We start from the raw sequence: 23,952 nt of genomic DNA, 5'->3' as shown, positions 1-23,952 counted from the left end.
AAAAATATTAATAAGATTCCACAGCTTATGTTTTGTCTGTAAGTCTTATTTATATGGTTTAATTTATATCTACCTGGCCTCCTTTGATTGTAACATTGCTATCTACAACCATTCCCGGACTTCCTTTTGCTTTTCCGACATTGGTAATGCTAACACCTTCTATGTTCACTGTATCAGCTTTCACCGTTATTTGATCTTTTGTAATCTCAATGCTGCTGCTTCCAACTTTTAAAGTAACTTTTTCTGCTCCTTTAAGGTCTATTACACCATCATTTCCCATTGTCAGTACACTCTGACCTTCTCCCACGTCTGTTGTATGTTTACAGCCTACATTGGTAGTATTATTATTCTTAACGGTTTTTGTATTATCATTTCCTACGTTTACCGTTTTATTGTTATTTGTATTGGTTTCCGCATTTCCCGCTCCATCAAAAAACATATTGGCGCCTCCCTGATCCTTAAGATTCATAGACCCGGTTCCATTATCATATTTCAATTCCGCACCGCTTCTTCCACTGAAACTCATTATATTATTCCCGGCTCCCCCTCCGGCACCAATACCACCATGGAACATTCCTCCCATTACAAAGGGACGGTCCGGATGCTGGTGTACAAAATTGACAATGACCTGGTCTCCTACCTCCGGAATAGACATAAAGCCACGATTTTTACTGACCTTATCACTGCTTCCTGCATCCGGGGACATGACACGGATAAATTCTGTAATATCCGGTCCGTTCTGCCAGTCGAATTGTACCTGGACTCTTCCTTGATTCTGAGGGTCTGTATTGGAAATTATTTTTGCAAACTGCGCCTCTGCTCTCGGAGTTTCAAATTCCGGACGTGGGATGAAACCTGTATCTGCGGCAATGGCTTCAAATTTACCGTCATAATAGCCTCTGCCGTCCACTTCGTGGGTAACTTCAATAATCATCAGCTTGGTAAAGTAAGCGGTTTCATTACTTTCTGATTTACGCATTTCAATATCAGCGGTACATCCCGGATACAGGAAAGGTACAGTAGTCGTTCCTGAAGTGACAAAAACTTCAGATGCTTTGCTTCCTGCAGTTCCTTTCTGAGAGGCGTCAATATCCATAAAAGATACCGCTTTTATAGGAGCAACTCTTAAAGAGGGCGTTGTAAAGGTTCTTTCTGATATTTCATAAGCACGTCTTGCAATATCTGATGTGTGGCTGATCTTTGAATTTCCAGCCGTGAGCTTTTCGTTTTTACTGCTGTTATATCCATAAAAACTTGGGCTGACATGCTGCGCCTTCATCTTGATGGCAATATCGCTTACACTGCTTCCATAGGTAAGTTTCACAGGTTTCTCCTGAGGTGGAAGTTTTCCGAAATGCAATACTTCTCCGTCATAGTAGAACTGCTCTCCGTAGGCTTCGGCTATTCTGGCAAGATAGTTATAATGGGTTTCTTCATATTGGGAGCTGTAGGAGATATTTCCATGCTGAGCATCTACTCTGAAGTCAAATTTATTCTGTCCAAGTCCTTCCCTGATCACATGGTATGCGATACTATTCAGGCTGACCGGCTGGCTACCACCAAAACTCTGAATATGGGGTGCCGCATCCAAAAGTACCGTTGGGCTATATCCTTTTAAAACGATATTTCCCAAACTTCCCTTCTCCTGGCTGAATCCCACTTCTGTAACAACCCCTACAAAGTTTCGTTCGGCACCTTTATCAATATCTTTATATTTGAAGACTACGGTAATTCTTTTTCCTAGGAAATTCTGGGCTTTTTCCAGGTTATGATTTTCAGCACTGCCCAGCGTATCATGTGCCAATGTCAGACTAAACTCATGATGCTTGGCTACACTCTGTACCAGTCTGAAATGCTTGAAGTGCTTAATAATCTGTCCTTCGATGACTACATCCAGCTTCACTACACGGTTGATCCCGGCAATAAAACTTTCTGCAATGGCTTCTGCATTATGTATCTTTGAGGTAGGCTGCTTTGCCCATACTTTATTTCCAACAACGGAAGGGTTATTGGGAACCACAGTCTGGTTCATAAACAGTTGCGCACCCTGTACAGCACTTACACTTTGCTGTGCTGTTTTTTTAGCCTTTTCTCCCGCCTTATTTACTGCTTTTTGAGCAACATTTTCCTTTGCCGTGTGTTTCAACTGCTCTTTACCAGCTTTCATATCAATATTGGGACTATCTGCTTTAATTGTTTTGTCATCCTGAAACATAGCGTTTTCTGTTTAAGTTAAATATTAAATAAACTGCTGATTATACAGCACCTACAGAATCAAAAAATATAAGGTTGATCAATTATCTACTTCTCAATCAATCCAATATCATCTCTTTATATGGAAAAAACAGAACAGCATACCCTTACGAGTGCACTGTTCTGTACCAATTTTATTTTTACTAAGATGATGAATAGGCTTATTTACCTGCCGAAGGCCACAGTCCAGCGTACTGAGAAGTACCGTAGTCAATTGTTTCTGCACTTATAACGAAGCTGATCAGCATACTGTTGCTGTCGATAGCATCGAAATCTACTTCGTGCTGTATCACATATCCGTTTTGCCAGTTCAATGTGATCAATGTCCCTTCTTCGTGAGATTTGTTGAAAGTGATCTCTCCTACTGTCGGCTTATATTTTCCATTCAATAAGCTTTCAAGGATGTCTGATTTTTCAGTAGCTTCTACTGTAACTTTGATCAGTGCATTGGAAGGATCTGATGCTACACGTCCGGATACATCTGTAGATCTGGATACGCTGTAGTTCATTTTTAATAATTTCTGTCCTTCGCCGTTGTTGAATTTTAAGATTCCTCTTGAATTTCTTTCTGCCATGATTGTAAATTTTAATCGTTAGTAATATTTTGTGATTCGGTGATTGTGTAGCAAATATAGATGCTCTTTTTTTCTAAAAAAAACTTTTCAGTATAAATCTGAAAAATTGTAGTAGTTCTACGACTTTTTGTAGTAATTCTACGACTTTGGATTTAACAACATCTTTTAAACAGCTATGAATAAAGGGTTTATAAAAAACATAAATTCCACATAAAAACGGTAATTTTCCACATCAACGAGAAATATTAATACTTTTTAATACAATTTAGCATGCTTTAACAAATCGGAAACGGGAAAATATTGTAAGTATATGAGCTGAATTGCAATCATCAAAAAACTTAGATTACTCAAGCTGGTAATTCCTTTATCCCTAAAAAAACATTTTTTCCTTATAAGAATTAGGTTATCCAAAATAGTAAGCGATAAATTCCCTGAAAACCGAATAAAAATCTCTTATTTCAAAATATCCGGGACTTGAGCTCTCCACTGTACAAAAGTAATTTTCTTTAAAGAGTTTTTTAATTCTCGTCTGATGATAGTATTGTGAAACAGAAATGATTTTTTTGACGTGCAAACTGTCACATATCCTTATGGTATTTTTAACGGTCATCTCGGTATTGTTACCATAATTGTCTACGATAACAGCTTCCTGGGGGATGTGATTTTTTATCAGATATTCCTTCATTTTGTTTCCTTCCCAATACCCTTCTTTGCCCAGTCCTCCACTTACCAGGATCTTCTTTACTCTTCCTTCGGTATATAGCTTAGCACTTTGATCAAGTCTGGCTGCCAATCTGCCTGACAATGAGCCGTCTTCATTAATTTTATTCCCCAAAACCACTGCCAATCCGGCTTTTCCTCCTCTGTCATTCATTCCATCGGTAATGATATACACACTGTGAATGAAGAACCAAAGGATCGGTACCAGGAAAATATATTTCAGTTTATTTTTCATTCATTGGGCTGTATGAGTGAGAAAATAAAATCTCCTTTTAAATAAAAGAAGATTCCATTGTTCAGTCGGTCTGATATTATTGCTGAGTAGCGGCTCCTTCTTTTATGGAACGCATCAGTATTTTGTTTTTTCTCAGCAGGAAATCCGGCATCAGGTCCGTTGGAAGGTAAAAAGGACTTTCCCCTTTTTTCTGAAGTTCTTCCTCAATCCCCGGATTCCATGACAGGATCTTATCCATTTCAATATCCAGCTCATCTGCTACCACTTTCAGACTAAATCCGGCATTGATCTCTGTTTCAGCAAGAGCGGCACTCGTCATCTTCCTGTTTCCGTCCTCAAAGAAAATTTTATTGATTCTTGAAGAATTGTAGTTATTCAATACACTTTGAAGCTCTCCCGTAGCATAGCATGCATTCAGGTATTTCTTCACGTGATTAATGGTTTCTCCCGGAAGGTACTTATAAAATTCATGGTACTGAGAGGAGCCAGCAGTCTGCATTGCTTTTGCAATATTTCCTTCACCACAGTTATAAGCAGCCACTACGGTTACCCAATTGTTGTATTTTTTATAAAGGTTACTTAAAGAAATAGCAGCGGTCTTCGTACTTTTATAAATATCAGTACGTCCCTGCTCTGTAAGCCCATATTGGTTGGCATGTGAGGTCATAAACTGCCAGATCCCTACGGCTCCGGCTCCTGAGGTAATGTTCCTGTTAAAGTGAGATTCTATAAGAGCAAGGTTTCTCAAATGTTTGGGAAGCCCTTTCTGAAGGAGTAACTGTTCTATAAATTCAACAAGGTCCTTATTGGCATTAATGATCCCCTGATATCTTTTTACACTGCTTTCCGAAGTATCAGAAGCGGCAAGAAACTGTCCGTTTATCATAACCACAGTTCCCAACAACATTAAACCTGTAAAAATATTTCTGACAATCGTTTTCATCTTATTAACGTATTTATAAATAAAAAGGAAAAAGGCGAAAGAGCACATTTGCGGTTAAGCCTTTTTGCTTGTAATTTAATCTACTTTCCAGCTTAGCTTTTCTTCTTCTTTATTCCAGTCTACATGAATGGTCTGGCCGGACTTTACTTCTTCTCTTACAATCATTTTGGAGATCGGTCTGGCAAGCTGTGCACGGATCACTCCTGAGATTTGTCTCGCTCCATACTTGCTGCTGAATCCTCCTAATGCAAGGTTTCTTACAGCATCATCACTGATTTTCAGGGCAATTCCCAGTCTTGTCAGCGAAGTATGAAGAGATTTCAGCTGGATATTGAAGATCCTTTCTGCGATAGATTCCGTGATGGGAGCAAAAGGAATGATCTCTGTAATCCTTGCCAGAAATTCGGGTCTGAACCTTCCTGAGTTCGACATGATCTGCATCAGTGAAGATGATTCCGGAACTTTTCCTTCTTCAAACTGTTTTACAATTTCTTCACTTCCGATATTGGAGGTAAACAGGATCAGGGCATTGCTGAAGTCTCCTTCTTTCCCCAGTTTATCATGTACTTTACCTTCGTCCATGATCTGAAGGAATACATCAAAAACGGAATGGTGGGCTTTTTCAATTTCGTCAAATAAAACAACGGTGTAAGGCTGTTGCCTGATTTTATTAACGAGCATCCCTCCTTCTTCATATCCTACATATCCCGGAGGCGCACCGTATAATAATGCAGCTGAATGTTCTTCTTTAAATTCCGACATATCAAAACGTACCATTGCCTTTTCATCGTTGAAAAGCAATTCCGCCATTGATTTTGCCAGCTCCGTTTTACCTGTTCCTGTAGGTCCTAAAAGGAAGAAAGATCCAATCGGCTGTCCCGGTTTGTTCAATCCACTTCGGTTTTCTACGATAGCATCAGAAAGGATCTTTAGAGCATGATCCTGTCCTACTACTCTATTCAAAAGAAGGGATTCCATATTCAGGAGCTTTTCTTTCTCCTGAGCCTGAATTTTCCCGATCGGGATATTGGTTTTGGCAGCCATGACAGCAGCCAGCTCCAGCCGGTCTACTTTTTCTCTTTTTTTCGCAGCATGCTGTAGAAGTTCAGCATAAGAATCTTCAATGATCTTCTGAATCTGATCCACCGGCATAGAATTATCTATGGCAGGCTGTTCGCTCAGTGATCCCCAAAGAATAGGGCTGATCTTGTCTCTCAACAGGTTGTAGGTCCAGATCAGCTCGTCTGCTTTATCTTTACTGTCCGCATATTCTTCTTTTAAAATGGCATCATAGCTTTCTTTCCAGCTCTCGAGTTCTTTTTCTGAAAGTTCGTCAAGCATTTTGATCGCCGCCATTGTTCTGTCTAACAGGTCGATAGCCGCATCCGGTAATTTCTTCCCTTTTGCATATCTTTTGGCCAAACGTACACATTCCGGAAGAGCTGTTTTTTCCACTTCAATGCCATGGTGCTTTTTATAGCCATCAAGAAGTACGTCGATCATTTTCACACAGGTCTTTTCGTCCGGTTCATTAACGGTTAAAACCTCAAAACGACGGTTAAAAGCCTGTTCCGGCTCTATAATTTTTCTATATTCTTCCTGCGTAGTTGCTCCGATTACGGTAATCTCACCTCTGGCCAATTCCGGTTTCAACAGGTTGGCAACGTTTCCGATACTTCCTTTCGGGTCTAAAAGAGTGTGAATTTCATCAATGAAAAGAATGGCTTTTTCAATTTTTTTGCATTCATTGATCACTTTTTTCAGACGGTCTTCAATTTCTCCTTTATAGGAAGTTCCGGCTAATAATGCTCCGGTATCCAGTTCCAGCAATGTTCCGTTTTTAAGCATTTCCGGAACATTTCCTCTGGTGATCTCAATAGCAAAACCTTCTACCAAAGCTGTTTTTCCTACTCCCGGTTCTCCAATGATGATGACATTCGGCTTGCTTCTGCGGCAAAGGATCTCTACCAGCATTCTCAGCTCTTTATCTCTACCAATGATATTTTCAAGCTCTCCTTTTCTTGCCTGCGCTGTTCTGTCTACGCAATAGCTTTTAATGGATGGAAAAGATGAATCGGTATACTCGGATCCGTTTGAAAAAATCGAAGAAAAATCTACATCTTCTGAAATGGTAAACGGTGTATCTTTTCTGTACAGATTGAAGATCTCGTGCTCTCTCAGCGGAAGTGACTTCAACTGCTGAAGTGAAAATACCACCTGAGGTTTTACTATAGCAGTCAGAATACAGATCGGGGTGATCTCATCCAATCCCAATTTTAAACGGATATCATCAGCTTCTTCTATAAGGCTATCTACAGCTTCATCCTGACCAACCTCATCCGGCAGATGAGCCGTCTTAGGATATTCTTCAATACGGACATCTGCCCATTCGTAGAAATATCCAGGATCTTTATCTATGCTTTTCAGAAATTCATTAAGTCCAATATCTTTATGCATTAAAGCCTGCAGGATGTGCGGACCTCCATAAGTGCCATTATAATTTTCCTTCGCTATCGACTGAGCAATATGAAATAGCTGCTTTACTGTTTCGTTGGTTACTAGTACTCCCATTTATAATTTTTCTTATATTAATATATTTGCGTTCTGTTTCAGGGTTCCCTTAGATCCAATTGATCTGAAGAGAACCTCTATTTTTTAGTGTCTTTAAAATTAAATATTTTATTCTAAATAAGATAAAGATAGTTAATTCTTCAATTAGAGAAGTAATAACCGGCTTTTTTTCTCTTTTAAGCCATTTTTTGATATTACCATTTGATCACAAAATGTGATACTAAAAGATATTTTTTTATTAAAACCGGCTTCAAATGTTCAAAAAGTACAGTAAAATCAAACTTATCCATTGAAGCCCTATATAGAGATAGAATAACATGGCGGAAGGTTCTGCCAGTTCATAAAGTTTTTCGATCAGGGTATTTTTTATAATATCAGAAAAATCCGCGTTCTCATCACTTAAATTAAGCTCATCAAATTTCACTTTGCCTAAAGCGTAGCTTACAACACGTTTGAGTATCTTATTTTCTGAGCTGTTCCTGAATTCATTCAGTAATTTTACTTTTGCCAATGCAAAGTCTGCACCGGTACGCACTATTGCAGGCTGATGGGTTTTAAACTGATTAATGATCTTATCAATAAATGGAATCAGAATTGTTTTTGAATGATCTCTGATCAACCTGCTGATCACTCCTGACATTGCATATTTCGTAGCGAAAATCCAGATAGCAAACGGAGCAATGATGATCAGTAAATAAAAAAGCACTGCAGATACCGGTTTAGCCATAATGGTAGCTACTAAAAACGCAAGAGCCCCGCTATGTCCCAATGATGATCCTAAACTTTGTGATAAGATATAAATTCCAACAACAAGACTAATCACAGTTGAAAGCACTCCTATTCCATAAATTTTCAACAGGCTGAAGATAAATGTTGCAGATAATTTTGAAAAATATTTCAGTTGATCGGTGATTTTGCTCATTGATGTTTTAGTAATTTAATTGAGTGACATGGTTTTATATTCCTCAATATAAGAAAAATTATACAATGAAGAATTTGTTCATTAGTTTTCCAAAGGTTATCTTTCTATAAGCATCTGTTGTACCTGTCTCTCTTAAAAACATCAGTCTTTTTTGTAGACTTACTCAATTTATTTATAAACCTGTTTAAATCTATCCTCCTACTACAACAACATTGTCAGATAAAAAGTCATGAGATTTATACAAAATAAAAAATACAACAATACTTCCTATTATAAAATATAAATACGAACTTGATAAAACACTAATAAATTCTTCTTCAGTAGTATAACTGCTCCATGAAGCTACTCTATCTACAAAAATGTTATAGTTATTCAGAAAAACCAATACAATAAATATAACTGTTAGAATTATAGAAAATATTTTATTTCTTTTAGGTCTTTTTCGCAAGAAGATTAGTAAAAGAAAAAATACAACAATTAAATAGATAGAAAATCCCAAAACATCTTTTTTGTATGAACAGCTCAAACACGATGATGATGGATTAGCTGAATAAGCAATCATAGAAAAATAAGTAACTAAACAGGCTAATATATACATTATGACAGATATCCCTATTATCTTTAAATATTTCATTGTTTTTTTCTTTTTTGTCCTTTTTGGAAAATAAACATTCCTCCTTCAAGTACACCTCTGAAGATACCGCGCTACTTAGTGTAAGTAAGCAGCAGGATTCCAAAGGGATTTCTTTAAAAAAGACGTATATCTGAAGTTTAGATGACAATTTATTCCTAAAATACTTTTCTCTCTTTAATATAATTACGGGTTATAAAAAGGTATTGTCTTTTTCGGTGTGTAATTTCTCTATTTTTGAAATTCTCCTACAAGAATGTGACTATTATCATTTCTATCATAAAATCCAACATCTAAAACAATAAATTGATCTTTATAGAAACCTTTTGGGGTAACAGTTGTAAAAAAATCCTTTGTATGATACTCATTCCAGGTTTTACCATAATCATAAGAATAATAGAGCGTAACATAAGGGCGGGTTTCTTTAAAATAGCAAACGAAATTTCTGTAACGGTAGTATTCTATTGTTTTCTCATCCTCCAAGTACAGTTCATCTTCATTCTGATTGTAAATTGTAATTTTTGTTTTAAATGCATTAGATTTTCCCAATAAATATTCTCCATTTTCATAATACAAAACATCATAATTATTTTTTAATTTTTTTATAATTTTTTGTTGTTTTGTTTCAATATTATATTCTTGTATTTCGTCTTGCAGTAAGTAAGCAACAATATTTCCCTTTTTCAAAATACAAGATACTTTTTCCAAATATAAAGGTAATTCCTCTTCTTCTTCTGTAAGAATATTTACTATTTTTTTATGATCATTATTTGAATAGATTACTGATTCACCATTAAATTGGGAATATGTAATTTTTGATTTAGAGGAATATTCATCAATTTTTTTATACTCTAATGTCTCATTATCCAAAAGATAGATAACATCTTTTCCCATTTGACTGTTCCCTCCTCTATTTGTTTCAATCAAAGTATATTTTTCTGAAGCAGTAATAAACATAACTGTCTCTTCTGGAAAAGTAATTTCGCGATAACTTTTCCCCTGATCTTTCGATAGAAATAATACAGCAGAATATCCGGGTTTATTGTAAAAACTATGTAAATCTTTACTTCCTGCCAAAAAAATAGTTTTTTCATTTAAAAATTTTAAAATGGTCAACTTCAGACCTGTTTCAGGTCCAAAATTTCCATTATTAACATTTGTTTTATATAAATCAAAAAAGTCATATTTTGAAATCCATTTCATTTGCCCTAATTTTGTGTTCTGTGAACATCCATAATTAATACTTATTAAAAGTAAAATACAAATTATCTTCTTTAAATTACCTAAATTCATCATCTCCTAATACATATTTTTTGAAAAATCGTTCTAAAGTCACCTCAGTTATTTCACGATAATCTAAATTTCTTGCCATAATTAACGCCTGCTTCCACGTAGCAACTCCCAACCATTCCTTCATATCTGGGGTTGACATGACTCTTAATAAATCATCAGCTGGTAAATATTTCATTTTTAATGGATCATAAGCATCTGGATGAGTAGCAAATGCGAACTCTTGAAATCGTTCATTATCTATCTCTATATCAGTATAATATTTTTCTATATTATTCTTTTTTATCTCTTCTAACTTTCGGGGATCACTTCTATACTGAATTCTTTCAAATAGTGAGGGTTTAAAGTGATCGTTAAAATTATCTTCCAAACCTTCTAATAAGACAGTATCATATGTTGCTGTATAATTTTTGTCAATTACACCTTTTTCCATATATTCCTGTAATTTATATCTAGCTTCAGTAAGCCATGCCTGTCCACGTGAAGTTAGCTTTGGCATTAGCACTCTTGAAAAACGTATACAATATTTAAAGCCATAACTGCTCGAAGGAACCGGCTTATACCTATTCCCTTGTTTTTCTACCTCATCTACTGAAATACTTACTTGTCGCATTTCCTCAGTTAAACTTGGTGTCCACCATTCTTTTATATCATCTATTGTACTCCAAAAGCTTAATTCTCTCATTTCACCGAAATAATATACTGGAGGCATATGGCTACAATGTTTATGACGGCGCATGAAATCATCATATCTGAAACGATAAAAATCGCAACTTCCATATTGTCTGTTATTAAAACTTTGAATTACATTTTTATCACATATTTCAACATTAAGATAGGAATTAGATGTTAAAGGCAGCTTAACCTTTATATCTTCTTTATAACTGCATTCAAAATAAAGTTCAATATTATCTCCAAAATCATCTTCGATAAAACTGGCCAAACCATCACTTAAAGTAAGGTTGTAAACGATTTTATTATTTATTACTTCTTTTTCAGTAACCAATGCCCCCAGACTTCCATCTTGTTTAACTTCCCTTACATCAATTGGATCAGGCTCTCCTCCTAGTCCGCCATCATCATCATATAATTGTAATGTTACTTTTGCATTAGGTTCCGTAATATTTTGCATTTTTATATGAAAATATACAACCTGACCTATCGCTGCTTGGGTTATTGGATTTTTACCTTCAACATCTGAACACCATATTCCTTCTTTGAAATATGTTGTTTCTTCTAACGAATCTTTTTTAGGCTCGCCGATAAATGTCCCATTCTTAGCTGTAAAATGACTATTATTTCCCGCGTATGCTTCAAAATGGTCAGTGAAAACTGTCCAATTTTGTTCTATTGCTGTAATATTCTCACCTTCAGTAACTCTTATAATAGACATGACTTAATGCATTTTTGAATTTTCACCACTATTATTATTAAACTGCTTCTGTGCATGAATATCATTATTCTCTTGGGAAATAATTTCTCTTCTTTTAGAATTCTCTTTTACTTCTTTTGCTTTGGATTCTCTATTACCTTTAACAAACTCCATTAAACTACCCACCACATTAGTCATAAAATTAGCTCCTACAGAAAGATTCTTCATCATCCCTACACTTTCAGTATGATTCATTGAAATACTGTCTGACTTATTCATCCCCACCGTTGTCGTCATATTCTCTGTCACATTAATGTTCATATTCTTACAGTTCAGGGTCATGGTCTCAGGTGCCGTGATGTTAATGTTACTTCCTGTCGTATCCAGATGAATCTCATTTCCGCTCTTATCCGTAATAATGATGCTTTCATCTTCTGTAAAGACTACTCTGTGCCCACTTCTTGTCTGAATAGACTTTACACGGTTGTCTGCTCCGCCTCCCAGGCCAATTCCTCCGTGAAACATACCGCCCATAACGAAAGGTCTGTCGGGGTGACTGTGGACGAAGTTGACCATTACCTGGTCTCCTACTTCGGGAATAGCTACATATCCCCGATTTTGGGTAATCTGGTCGGTTCCTCCGGCATCAGGACTCATCACACGGACATAGTGTGTGGTATCATTCAGCTGCCAGTCGAATCTTACCTGAACCCTTCCCTGGCCTTCAGGATCAGCATTGGCAATAACGGTTGCTATTTGAGGTTGGGCGGCTGGTACTGTAAATTCAGGTTTTGGTAAAAATCCGGTATCGGCTGCTATGGATTCAAAACTGCCGGTATAATGCCCTATCGTATCAATTTCATGAACAGCTTCTGTGACCATTACTTTAGTAAAGTAAGAAGTATCATTGCTGTCCGGTTTTCTCATATAGATATCCAGCACACATCCCGGGTGCAGGAATGGTACTGTTGTAGAACCGGATACAGAAAATACATTTACGGCTTCACTCCCTGAAGTGCTTCTTTGCGAGTGTTCTACATCTAAATGAGTAGATGCCTTGATCGGTGCCGCCTGAAGCGCGGGTGTTTTATATATTTTTTCGTTGTGGCTGTAAGCTGTCTGGGCAAGGTCACCCATGTGCTTCACCGGAGTTTCGCCGGAGGTCAGCTTTTCGTTTTTACTGCTGTTATAGCCATAATACTGAGGTTTGGTATGTACAGCTTTTAATTCCACACGGATGTCATTGGCATTGCTTCCGTAGATTAGCTTTATAGGCTTATTCTGTGGCGGAAGCTTACCGAAATGGAGGACTTCTCCATCATAATAGAACTGCTCTCCATAGGCTTCTGCCATTCTTGCAAGATAGTTGTAATGGGTTTCATTATACTGGCTGCTGTAGATAATCTGTGAATAGTCGTTAGTATCTACTCTTATATCAAAACGTTCTTTATCGATTCCCTGTTTGATCACTTCTTCCGCTATAATTCCCATATTGACAGGCTGTCCGCCACCAAAGCTCTGGATATGCGGAGCGCCATCCAGCAATATGGTTGGGCTGAATCCGGAAAGTACAATATTTCCCAGGCTCATCTTCTCCTGGCTGAATCCTACCTTGGTAATGATTCCCACAAAATTTCTTTCCGGACTGTTTTCAATATCCTTATAGGAAATAACAGCTGTGATGCGCTTTCCCAAAAACTTATTGGCTTCTTCCAGGGTATGGCTTTGTCTGTCTCCCAATGCATCGTGAGCAAGGATAAGACTGAATTCGTGATGATGACTTGCTTTTTGTTTAAGTGTGAAATGCTTATAGTATTTAATAATTTTACCTTCCACAACCAATGAGAGTTTAACCAGACGGTTAATTCCTGCATGATGGTTTTCAGATATACCGTCTGCATTCTGTGATGGGCGGAAGGAAGCCCCTTTAGTCTGTGATTCGGTTTTCATATGCTTTGTGTTTGTGTCAGTTAAGTACTAAAGATAACAATATTTTATGAAATAATTATCAGGTAAAATTGGTGTATAAAGTATCGGATAAAATTTCATTTCAGTCAAAAAAGACCGTCTTTGATAGGGACAGTCTTTTCTTATGAATGTTGATTATGTGTATCAATTTTAGCTGCTTGGCCAAAGTCCTGCATACTCAGAAGTACCATACTCAATGGTCTCAGCACTTATCACGAAACTGATCAGCATACTGTTGCTGTCAATAGCATCGAAATCTACTTCGTGCTGGATCACATATCCGTTCTTCCAGTTCAAAGTGATCAATGTTCCTTCTTCGTGAGATTTGTTGAAAATAACTTCTCCGATTGTAGGCTTGTATTTACCGTTTAGTAAGCTTTCAAGGATATCTGACTTTTCAGTAGCTTCTACTGTAACTTTGATCAATGCATTGGAAGGATCTGATGCTACACGTCCTGAAACGTCTGTAGATCTGGATACGCTGTAGTTCATTTTTAACAGCTTTTGTCCTTCACCGTTGTTGAATTTTAAAATCCCTCTCGAATTTCTTTCTGCCATGATTTGTAAATTTTAATCGTTAGTAATATTTTGTGATTCAGTGATTGTGTAGCAAATATAGACGCTCTTTTTTTCTAAAAAAAACTTTTCAGTATAAATCTGAAAAATTGTAGTAGTTCTACGACTTTTTGTAGTAATTCTACGACTTTGGATTTAGTAACATCTTTTAAACAGCTATGAATAAAGGATTTATAAAAAACATAAATTTCACTTAAAAACGGTAATTTTCCACATCAACGAGAAATACGAACAGTCTAAGTTTCAAAAATTCAAAGTTTAAAGCTTAAGGTGGGCATATGACTTATAATCCCTGGCGTTCAATATAGCTTCCTTTCACGATACAAAAAAAGCAGAAGTAGTACTTCTGCTTTTGGTATTTATAAAGATTAACTGTTAATGCTTAGTATATTCCGGTTGTTCTGTCGGAATTCTTGTTGGAGTAAAATATTCATTCAGCCAATAGAAGGTTTGACCGTTCTGCTGGATCTTTACCGCAGGATTATTCCTGTTGGCCAGCATTCTGTCTGCCAGATTTTTATAATGCTGGAAATAGTTTCTTACAGTTTCATTAGGAACGATCTTTGATTTTTTCCAGCCTTTTAATTTATACTTAGCCATCAATTCTTCTTCTGAAAGATCGAACCCGGTACTCATCCCTATCGCATAAGACATTGGCTGCTCATAAAGAGCTCCTTTATCCAGGAATTTAATGGTCGGATTATACTTCTTCAGCAATTTCACATATTCTTTAATCGCTTTTGCCTGGTTGAAGTTAGGATGATCTGATTCAGTATTCTTATATACTTCAGTATAGAAAGCTTTTAAATTATCGTATTCCGTTTCAGAAATGAGGATTCCCTTTTCTATGGCCGGCGTATATTCTTTTAAATCTTTTGGGATATATCCTTTCACAAGGAACGGACTTCCATAGTTGATCAGCTGGGCTGCAATTCCTGCAGAAACAGGATTGGTAAGACCCGGATACAGATATTTATATTTCAGATCAACATCTGTTTTACCCGCTCCTACAGAAGAATGGAAATAGTCATTGAGTGATTTATCAATATTCTGATTATCTACAGTTACCTGCGCAATCAGACTGTCTACAGATTTCTTCAGGAATCCCGGAGTAGCAACATCTCCTTTTTTAGGGAAGATGACAAATCCCTGAGACATACTTTGCTTAGGATAGGCTAATGAGAAGAATCCTTCATCCCCTTCCACCAGGCTGAAGTTATTTTTGGTAAGAACATCGTACTGGTCAATGATCTTCTGCTTTTTAAGCTCAGCAATATTTTTCGCTGTATTGGTAACCACATTCTCTGCCATCAATACGAAGTCATTATAGTTATCTGAAGATCTTGCATTGGTCTGGAACATGATCAGCCTTGCCTGAGCCTGTGTAAGCGAGCTTATCACACTGTACATATTTCCGCTCTGGCTGGCAGAAGTACCTACCGTCACCACAATATTGGTTTCATCGGGAACATTGGAAAGAAGATTTCCGGCTGCAGAAAGCGCTTCCCCTACCGGTTGGTAACCATTGTTACTTGCACAGTTCATTTCATTCGTTTTCTGATTAATGAACGAAGTGATCTTACTGTAATCGGTACTTAGATTGGAAACAGCGAGATTATTTCCACAGGAATTATTTTTGTATAAAACCACTCCATACTTTACTGTACTAAAGTAAGATGGTTTTTCAAATCTAAGCTGCAGATCCTGTAATAACGATTTTACAATGGGAGCATAAGGAGCATTTGCAGCACTTATATCCAGGGCAAAAACGATATTGATATTTTTATTTCTTTCTGTGATCTCCCTGTAACGGTCGAAATAAATTTCTTCTCCCAAAACATTGAAAACATAGTTCTTACTGTAATCTAAAATATTGGTAAAATACTTTGTTTTGGAATCAGGAGCGGGAGCTTCTTCCAGTGGAAGACTTATCGGGAAGATATTCTCTAATGGAGGTCTCTTATTGACATCCGTAAGAAGAATAGCCGTCCTGTTTTCCGCATCTGAGCCTGATCCTCCAGGATAGCCTTCATGGATTCCTAAAGTTGTTTCGTTGATCCCTGTTGTATTCTTCAGCTTTATCGCGGAACGCTCTCCCCAAGTAGAAATCACATTGGAACTTACCCATCCGTAAAGGCTGGTACCAATACTGTCTATATCTATAGATGGTTTTTTACCTACTAAAAATCTTTTGTTGTTTTCAGCCTGTTTATAAACATATACCATTTGTCCGTTAGGGATCTTTACATTGGCTGTTTCGATAAGACTGGGTGAATTGAACACCATGATTGAGTCATTCTTGTAATATCTTTCAGCGCTTCTGATCACTTCACTGTTATTGGGTACTACAGCTACTCTTACAGGATAACCCGTTTTTTCGCTTTTTAAGGAATTGTTCCATAGAAGCAGGTCAGATTCAGGAATCCAGCCATATGTTTTGATCGACTTTGATGAGACTTTTTTCATTAAGGCATCAGGAACATATTCTGCGACTTTCACCATTCCGTCTCTGTGTTTTAAAACCATTAAAGGTTCTAAAAATTTAACTTCCTTATAAGACTTCTCATCATCTTTATCCAGATAAGCCGTATTTCTGGATCTGTCTGAAACAACGATCCATGGAACTGACTTTTTAGGATAACCATTGACTACAGGTGAGCTATCTATCTGACCGTATTGAGAAGGTTCGGGGGTTTTCTTTGACGGAAGCTTTACCTGGCAACTCGTCAGTAATACTGTTAACCCTATATAATATGCTGCTAGAGGAAATTTATTTTTCATCCTATTTTATCTTTTTATGATTGGCGCATCCGAAAAACCGGACGGTATTATTTGCTTTGATTGATATCTACTTTCGTTACACAGTTCTGTGTATCATCCAAATTCACCTTTACGGTCTGGATCACAGTATTTTTGTCAAACTGGAGACCTGCACAATACATATAGAAATTGTTTACCTTACTGTCATTTACTTTTACCACAGTGTTTTCATTATTACACAGATACGTTTTCAGCAGATAATTGTAATGCATATTGAAGCTGTTGCCATTGGCGATCTGCTGCAGGTGATATTTGAAATCGTTATCTATTTTCGCATAAGAATCTTCTACAGATACTTCTTCTTCAGCAAGAGCATTATAAGCCGGAAGAATTTTGATACGGTGGTAGACAGGGTCCTGACTTTCTTCAGTATACAGGGTTACCAGATAGTCTCCGGGTTGCTTATAGGAATAAATAGTGAATTTTTCCTTGGAGTCCGTATTTCCTGTTTCTCCAAATTTCCATGCAAACTGCTTGGCTTCTGAAATGGCACGGAAAGGGACATTTTCATTCTGCATTGCCTGAGCAGGAGCTTCGATCGTTGACTTTATTTTTGTCGTATCCTTTGGCTTCTGAAGGCTTCTGGCATTTACCATTACAGGGAAAGATTTCGTGTACTTGTTGTCTATGATCAAACTCACCTGATAGTATCCCGGTTTATTGTAGAAGTGAATACCACTATTCTTATCAGAAGTTGTACCGTCTCCGAAATTCCATCTTTTGGTTTTTGCAAATTGGGTTTTATCTTCAAATAAAAGTGTATCCCCTACCGCCAGTGAAGACGGATAAACCACCCCAACAATATCATCGGCAGAGTGGATCACTTTTTTCTGCAGCCACAGAGCAACCAATGCTGCGATGAGCAATGTTGCAATAACTCCAATAATAATGTTTTTTTTGTTCTTTTGAAAATAATTCATAGTTAGTAATTGTGATGTGTTTTATGTATAGTTCCTGGTCTTTTCATTCTATCCTATTGTGATCTTGCTTTCAGGTCTTTTTCGCGTTCGTAAATTTTATTCTGCTTGTCTTTAAATCCGATTCTGCAATCTTCCACCTGCTTTTCGAAGATTTTAATATCTTCTGTGGTAGTGGCAATTACCTTTTTGTCATCAAAATACATTTTGTAAAATTTGGCAACCTGAGGATAAGCATCTTTTCTGATGTCAATGACATCATAACCGTTGAAATAGCTGTTGAGATCATTGACTCCCAACTGTATATTATTTTCAGCAAAAGGCTGCGGACCATCACTCGTAAGTTTGGTTATCATGGTATAAGTGCTGTCCATGATCGGTAAAATGACCTTTTGGTGTTGTTCAAATTCAGCTTTTTGTTCCAGATTCTGAATTCCTCTTACATCTTCATCAGAAAATGGGGATACAAATCCTTTCAGAAAAATGATGCCTAAAAACAGCATAGCAGTCACCAGCATCAGTATCAGGTAAAAAAACTGATAATGCCTTTCTTTTTTAGATAATGTGATTTGTCCTTGCATATCTTTTCTTTTTATCTTCTTCTTTTACTTCCTGTGAAATTCCTTGTAGGATCTTTTCTAAGCTCACTGTTGGCTCTGTCTACTTTGCCCATACAGTCCTCCAGATCTCTTTTGGCCAGCTTTTTTCTATATTCTACCTCGATGATCTTGGCCTTTAAAGCCATCATTGGTTCTATCTGTTTCATCAGTACGGCATAATGCTTAAAGTTCTGGATACTGTCTTTCCCCATAATATTTTTGGCATCCCTTACATTATCCATAATACTGGTTCTGAGAAAAACTTCATTATCCACCTTATTAAGACTAAGCTGGGTCATTTTATCATAGATTTCATCAACATGATTTTTCAGCACATCACTTCGGAGCATCAGTTCTTTATAGGCTTCAGCTTCCCTGCTGATTCCTTCCCGCTGCATATCATAACTCTTAAAGAAGAGAAATAGGCATGCGAAAGATATCACCGCCAAAACGGCAAAAGATAGAATAAACTTCCAAATGCCTATTCTGACGTCAGATTTGTTTAATTTTTTTTCCCTGTTCGAAGACATAAATTGCGATTTGTTTGGCCTGTGAAAATATAAAAAAAAAATTTTATGCACAATACGTAATTTCCCCAGGCTAATTTCGTAAAAACCCTGATTAAATTAATATTAATTTCTGTTTTAATAAGTTTTTCCTAAATTAGGCCTCTGAATTTTAAATATCATTCGCCAAATCGATATTAAGAATGAGTAAAATATTATCTAATACCGTGCGTTTTTCCATTGCAGACAGCGATTTTTATTTTAAAAAAATAATGATCAAAACGCTTATGGAAAACCCTTTCTATATGCTGCTGAACGACTGTAACAACGGGCACGAGCTTGTGAACAGAATATACAGAAGACAGGAAGACGTATTCATCATCGAATTGTTTATGCCGGTATTGAGCGGGATCGAAGCGATCAAATACATCAGAAAGAACAATACAGAAACCCCTATCGTCACCTATTCCGGCACTTACCAGGAGGATATGGCCGAAATCCTTTCAAAGATACCTAATATCTATTACTGTCAGAAAAAAAGCAATATCATCAAAGACATCATTAAAGGGAGTATTGCTTCAGAAGAGTTCGACTATGATGCCTATTCTAAAGAATGGGAGCAGCAGCCTCTTGCAGTACAGGAATATATGGACCGGCAGAAGAAGGGACAGGAAGAACTGTCTCCGGCTGAAATACAGCTGATGAGATTCTGCTATGAGGGATTCAGCAATAAGGAAATTGCAGAAAAACTCAATCTGAGCACAAGAACAATCGACACTTACATCAACCGCCTTACGGAAAAGCTGGGATTGAAAACCAAACTTCATCTTATCCGTTTCTGTGTGGAAAACGGATATTATAATTCCAGTATGTAGGAAATGATAAAATTCCTGATTTTAAATTTTGAAATGAGGATCGATAAAAGTTCCAGCATATGGAATATAAAATCATAAACCCTTGTTCAGACTGTTGTCACAAAGGCTTTCACAATGTTTCCACATTAGGTTTTTGCCGTATACTGAAGCTATATTATTAAATTGTTAAATAATCCTGAAGCATCTTTGAATATAGTGTACCCATTAAAATATCAGGTATTTGAATAAAAATATTTTGCCACTAATTTGCTAGTATTCAATTTTTTTAACTAAATTTGCACACCTAAAATTTAAAATTAAAATAAGGAAATGACAAAGGCAGAATTGGTAAACACCATCTCAAATAAGTTGGGAACAGAAAAGAATGAAACACAGAAAGTTGTAGAAGCTTTTATGCAGGAGATCAGAACTTCTATGTATAATGGGGATAACGTTTATCTGAGAGGTTTTGGATCTTTTATCATTAAAACAAGAGCTGCTAAAACAGGAAGAAATATTTCTAAGAATACTGCGATTGAGATTCCTGCTCATAACATTCCTGCTTTCAAACCTTCAAAATCTTTTGTTGAGAAAGTAAAAACTAAAGTTGCAGTAAAATAAGAACATTAACTGAATATTAACTAGTTACTAAAAAATTAAAATTATGCCAAGCGGAAAGAAAAGAAAAAGACACAAGGTTGCGACTCACAAAAGAAAGAAAAGAAGAAGAGCAAACAGACATAAGAAAAAATAATCTCTTCTTCTCGAGATTTACAATATAATAATATAGTTGGTGGTTTTATATTTTTAAAGTTCACCGACTATATTTTTGTTTGCAACTATAAGATTTCGCAGAAAACGGATGGTTTCAAATATTATTTTAATAAAAATATAATGATTTTCATCCTAAATCCTTATATTTAGTAGTTGAATTAAACTAAGAAACATGTCGATTTTCTATAATCTTAACAATTTTATCTTATAACAAAATGAAGAAAGAACTAATAGTTTCGCATGAAGATGATCTTACAAAGATTGCACTGCTGGAAGACGGAAGACTATGTGAACTTCATGAGCAAGAAGACAAAAGCGATTTTATAGTTGGAGATCTGTTTATAGGAAAAGTAAAAAAACTCGCACCCAACCTGAACGCCGCATTCGTCAATATCGGATATGACAAAGATGCATTTTTGCATTATCAGGATCTGGGACCTCAATATCTTACATACAAAAAGTTTTTAAAAGATACTATTTCTAAAAAACAAAGCACTTCAAGCTTAAAAAATTTCGAGATACAACCCGAAATAGACAAAAATGGAACGGTAGATAAAGTGATAGCCAAGGACGACCTTGTTCTGTTGCAGATCACCAAAGAACCTATATCTACAAAAGGACCAAGAATTTCTACCCAAATCTCACTGACAGGTCGTTTCCTGGTTCTGATCCCTTTCGACAACAAAGTCTCTATTTCCAAAAAAATCAGAAGTTCTGAGGAAAAAGAAAGACTGAGAACCCTTATTGACAGTATCAAACCTGAAGGTTTCGGAGTCATCATCAGAACAGTGGCCGAAGGTAAAAAAGTAGCCGACCTGCATAATGACATGAATCAGCTGGTTCAGAAATGGGAAAGCACTTTTAAAAATATCCAGAGAAATAAGGTTCCATCGAAAGTTTTAAGCGAAGAAGACAAGGCTTCAGCTATTTTAAGAGACAATTTTAATCAGGATTTCGTCAATATTATCTGTGATGATGAGCAGATGGTGAGCGAGATGAAAAATTACATTGAAGTAATTGCTCCTGAAAAGAAAAATATTGTCCAGTTTTATGATTCCCATATTCCTCTTCTGGAATATTACAATGTTGAAAAACAGCTTAAACAGAGCTTCGGGAAACATGTCAACATTCCAAGCTCCAAAGGCGCTTATCTTGTTATTGAACACACAGAAGCACTCCACGTCGTGGATGTCAACTCCGGAAACAACATCACTACCGGAGCGGCTGTCAATAAAGAACACGCACTGAAAGTGAACAAAATGGCCGCTACCGAGATCGCAAGACAGCTTCGCCTCCGTGATATGGGAGGCATTATCGTGATTGATTTCATCGACATGACGAATTCAGATCATAGAAGAGATCTCTATGAGCACCTTAAAGAGGAAATGAAACGTGACAAAGCCCGTCACAAAATACTTCCTCCAAGTAAATTTGGACTGATCCAGATCACCAGACAAAGAAACCGTCCGGAAAAACAGATCGAAACCAAAGAAGAAAACCCGAACAAAGACGGAGAAATCGTAGCTCCGATCGTTATCGTGGAAAGAATGGGTGAAACCTTAAGAAATATTTTGCAGAAAGAAAAGGGAAAAATCTATCTGCATGTACATCCATTCGTAGAAGCCTACTTGACCAAAGGCATCAAAAGCATCCAGATGAAATGGTTTATCAAATACAAAAAATGGGTAACCATCGTACCAAGGGATTCTTTTAAATATTTAGAATACAAGATCTACAATTCGAAGAAAGAAGAATTGATAGAATTTTCTAATTAAACAAAATACAAACCTCCAGTTCTTATTGGAGGTTTTTTATTACATTATCCCATCCTGAAAAAAGTGGACTAAAAAGCCACCCCCTATTTTTTAAAAGTATTTGCTTAATTTTAGCAGATACTTTTTTATTGAATAAGTTCATAAGCTTTATTATAAACCATCAATCCATTAGAAAAAAGTATTTAAGCATCATGAAAACCCTATTTAAGCCTTTCTTTTTTTTAATTGCAGGATTAGTATCCGCCCAAAAACCCAATGAAGTAACCTTATTCAATAAAGATCTTAACAGGTTTCTCAATGTAAGAGACCTTTCTATTTCCAAAGATGGCTCTGAAGCTTATTTTACGATACAAAGCCCCAACCAAGAAGTCTCGCATATCGCGTACATTAAGAAGAATAAGAAAAACGTCTGGTCAAAGCCTGAGCTGATCTCTTTTAACGATCCATTTTCATATATGGAGCCTTTTCTTTCACATGACGGAAAACGCCTTTATTTTGCTTCAGACCGGCCTCTGAATAAAAACCAAATCTTAAAGAAAGATTTTGATATCTGGTATATTGAAAGAAAAAATGACAGCTCTGAATGGTCTGAGCCCATCAATATGGGAAAACCGGTCAATTCTGAACTGAACGAGTTCTATCCTTCCCTATCTGAAAATAACAATCTGTACTTCACCATGGAAGCTCCCACCGGAATGGGAAAAGATGATATCTACTTCTGCAAATGGGAAAACAATGCTTTTTCCGCTCCAGAGTTGCTGAACGAAAACATCAACAGCAGCGGATATGAATTTAATGCATTCATTGCCCCAAAAGAAAACTTTATCATCTTTACAAAATACAATGAGAAAGGAGGATTGGGTAGCGGGGACCTTTATATATCGAGGAAATCGGCAGATGGAAACTGGCAGAAAGCAGAGAATCTGGGAACACCGGTCAATACTAAGTTTATGGAATACTGCCCTTTCTATGATGAAGAAACCCAGACCTTATATTTTACCAGCAGGAGAAGTAGTTTACAGCCAAAAAGATTTAAAGATATCGACGATTTCCAGGAATACACCAGTGAAGGGGAAAATGGTCTGAGTAAAATTTATAAGGTAACATTAAATATAAAATAATTATCATGAGTAAGCAGCACCATTACAAAGCAGTCATCCAATGGACAGGCAATAAAGGAACGGGAACCAGTGGCTATAGAGACTATGAAAGAAGCCACACGATTTCAGTAGAAAATAAAATGATGATTGAGGGATCATCAGATCCTGCATTTCGTGGAGACAGGACCAAACATAATCCTGAAGAAATGTTTCTCGCTTCCCTGTCTTCCTGTCATATGCTGTGGTATCTTCATTTTTGTTCCGAAGCAGGAATCATTGTCACGAATTATACAGATGAAGCAGCAGGAATAATGGAGGAAACAGCCAGCGGAAGCGGTCATTTTACAGAAGTCACCCTGCATCCAACCGTTACAATAACGGAAAATGCAATGGTTGAAAAAGCAAAAGAACTCCATCATAGGGCAAATGAATATTGCTTCATTGCCAATTCCGTCAACTTCCCGGTACAGCATATTCCTAATATACTTGTTCAATCATAATTTTTATAATCAACTCAATAAAAAGGGGCTGCCTTATCCTCATTACAAACC

General features: G+C 36.7%; 19 protein-coding genes. 5 read left to right on the top strand and 14 right to left on the bottom strand.

Annotated elements, in window-relative coordinates; all coding sequences use genetic code 11:
- Positions 1–58: 58 nt before the first annotated feature.
- The 14 genes from AC4IF5_RS19740 to tssO form a co-directional block, all read right to left on the bottom strand.
- Positions 59–2,215 (bottom strand): type VI secretion system Vgr family protein, encoded by a 2,157-nt coding sequence (locus AC4IF5_RS19740; protein ID WP_490737560.1) that lies wholly within the window; start codon positions 2,213–2,215, stop codon positions 59–61.
- Between the two features lie 199 nt (positions 2,216–2,414).
- Positions 2,415–2,828, bottom strand: coding sequence for a type VI secretion system tube protein TssD (gene tssD, locus AC4IF5_RS19735; protein WP_490737558.1), 414 nt, complete (start codon positions 2,826–2,828; stop codon positions 2,415–2,417).
- A gap of 403 nt (positions 2,829–3,231) precedes the next feature.
- Entirely contained in the window at positions 3,232–3,783 is a 552-nt protein-coding gene (locus AC4IF5_RS19730; RefSeq protein ID WP_490737556.1) for a YdcF family protein, read from the bottom strand.
- Between the two features lie 76 nt (positions 3,784–3,859).
- Complete coding sequence (locus AC4IF5_RS19725; protein WP_490737554.1) at positions 3,860–4,726, bottom strand: lytic transglycosylase domain-containing protein; 867 nt, start codon at positions 4,724–4,726, stop codon at positions 3,860–3,862.
- Between the two features lie 75 nt (positions 4,727–4,801).
- Positions 4,802–7,297, bottom strand: a complete 2,496-nt coding sequence (locus tag AC4IF5_RS19720; RefSeq protein ID WP_490737552.1) for an ATP-dependent Clp protease ATP-binding subunit — start codon at positions 7,295–7,297, stop codon at positions 4,802–4,804.
- 250 nt (positions 7,298–7,547) lie between these two features.
- Positions 7,548–8,219 (bottom strand): hypothetical protein, encoded by a 672-nt coding sequence (locus AC4IF5_RS19715; protein ID WP_490737550.1) that lies wholly within the window; start codon positions 8,217–8,219, stop codon positions 7,548–7,550.
- Positions 8,220–9,081: 862 nt separating this feature from the next.
- Positions 9,082–10,053 carry a hypothetical protein gene (locus AC4IF5_RS19710; RefSeq protein ID WP_490737548.1) on the bottom strand — a complete coding sequence of 324 codons (972 nt, stop codon included), beginning with the start codon at positions 10,051–10,053 and terminating at the stop codon, positions 9,082–9,084.
- 76 nt (positions 10,054–10,129) lie between these two features.
- Positions 10,130–11,533, bottom strand: a complete 1,404-nt coding sequence (locus tag AC4IF5_RS19705) for a hypothetical protein (protein ID WP_490737546.1) — start codon at positions 11,531–11,533, stop codon at positions 10,130–10,132.
- A 3-nt stretch (positions 11,534–11,536) separates the two neighbouring features.
- Complete coding sequence (locus tag AC4IF5_RS19700; protein WP_490737544.1) at positions 11,537–13,462, bottom strand: type VI secretion system Vgr family protein; 1,926 nt, start codon at positions 13,460–13,462, stop codon at positions 11,537–11,539.
- 168 nt (positions 13,463–13,630) lie between these two features.
- Complete coding sequence (gene tssD / locus AC4IF5_RS19695; protein WP_490737542.1) at positions 13,631–14,038, bottom strand: type VI secretion system tube protein TssD; 408 nt, start codon at positions 14,036–14,038, stop codon at positions 13,631–13,633.
- 393 nt (positions 14,039–14,431) lie between these two features.
- Positions 14,432–16,837, bottom strand: coding sequence for a type VI secretion system protein TssR domain-containing protein (gene tssR, locus AC4IF5_RS19690; protein WP_490737540.1), 2,406 nt, complete (start codon positions 16,835–16,837; stop codon positions 14,432–14,434).
- 47 nt (positions 16,838–16,884) lie between these two features.
- Entirely contained in the window at positions 16,885–17,796 is a 912-nt protein-coding gene (locus AC4IF5_RS19685) for a PKD domain-containing protein (protein ID WP_490737538.1), read from the bottom strand.
- Between the two features lie 53 nt (positions 17,797–17,849).
- Positions 17,850–18,374, bottom strand: a complete 525-nt coding sequence (locus AC4IF5_RS19680; RefSeq protein WP_490737536.1) for a type VI secretion system transmembrane protein TssO — start codon at positions 18,372–18,374, stop codon at positions 17,850–17,852.
- A gap of 11 nt (positions 18,375–18,385) precedes the next feature.
- A complete protein-coding gene (gene tssO / locus AC4IF5_RS19675; RefSeq protein ID WP_490737534.1) occupies positions 18,386–18,922 on the bottom strand; it encodes a type VI secretion system TssO in 537 nt (178 codons plus the stop codon).
- 179 nt (positions 18,923–19,101) lie between these two features.
- Between tssO and AC4IF5_RS19670 the strand changes: the two genes are divergently transcribed.
- The 5 genes from AC4IF5_RS19670 to AC4IF5_RS19650 all read left to right on the top strand — a co-directional run bounded on the left by AC4IF5_RS19670 (position 19,102) and on the right by AC4IF5_RS19650 (position 23,901).
- The gene (locus tag AC4IF5_RS19670) at positions 19,102–19,773 is read left to right on the top strand and encodes a LuxR C-terminal-related transcriptional regulator (protein WP_490737532.1); all 672 of its coding nucleotides are present in this window, start codon (positions 19,102–19,104) and stop codon (positions 19,771–19,773) included.
- A 309-nt stretch (positions 19,774–20,082) separates the two neighbouring features.
- Complete coding sequence (locus AC4IF5_RS19665) at positions 20,083–20,373, top strand: HU family DNA-binding protein (RefSeq protein ID WP_002984212.1); 291 nt, start codon at positions 20,083–20,085, stop codon at positions 20,371–20,373.
- A 368-nt stretch (positions 20,374–20,741) separates the two neighbouring features.
- On the top strand, positions 20,742–22,301 hold the full coding sequence (locus tag AC4IF5_RS19660) for an Rne/Rng family ribonuclease (protein ID WP_490737528.1): 1,560 nt from the start codon (positions 20,742–20,744) through the stop codon (positions 22,299–22,301).
- A 191-nt stretch (positions 22,302–22,492) separates the two neighbouring features.
- Positions 22,493–23,422, top strand: coding sequence for a TolB-like translocation protein (locus AC4IF5_RS19655; protein ID WP_490737526.1), 930 nt, complete (start codon positions 22,493–22,495; stop codon positions 23,420–23,422).
- 5 nt (positions 23,423–23,427) lie between these two features.
- A complete protein-coding gene (locus AC4IF5_RS19650; protein WP_490737524.1) occupies positions 23,428–23,901 on the top strand; it encodes an OsmC family protein in 474 nt (157 codons plus the stop codon).
- Positions 23,902–23,952: the final 51 nt, after the last annotated feature.

This window comes from Chryseobacterium sp. UF-290 (genome assembly GCF_058245615.1).
The sequence above is the reverse complement of the archived record's forward strand: the minus strand, read 5'-3'. Positions and strand labels throughout refer to the sequence as shown.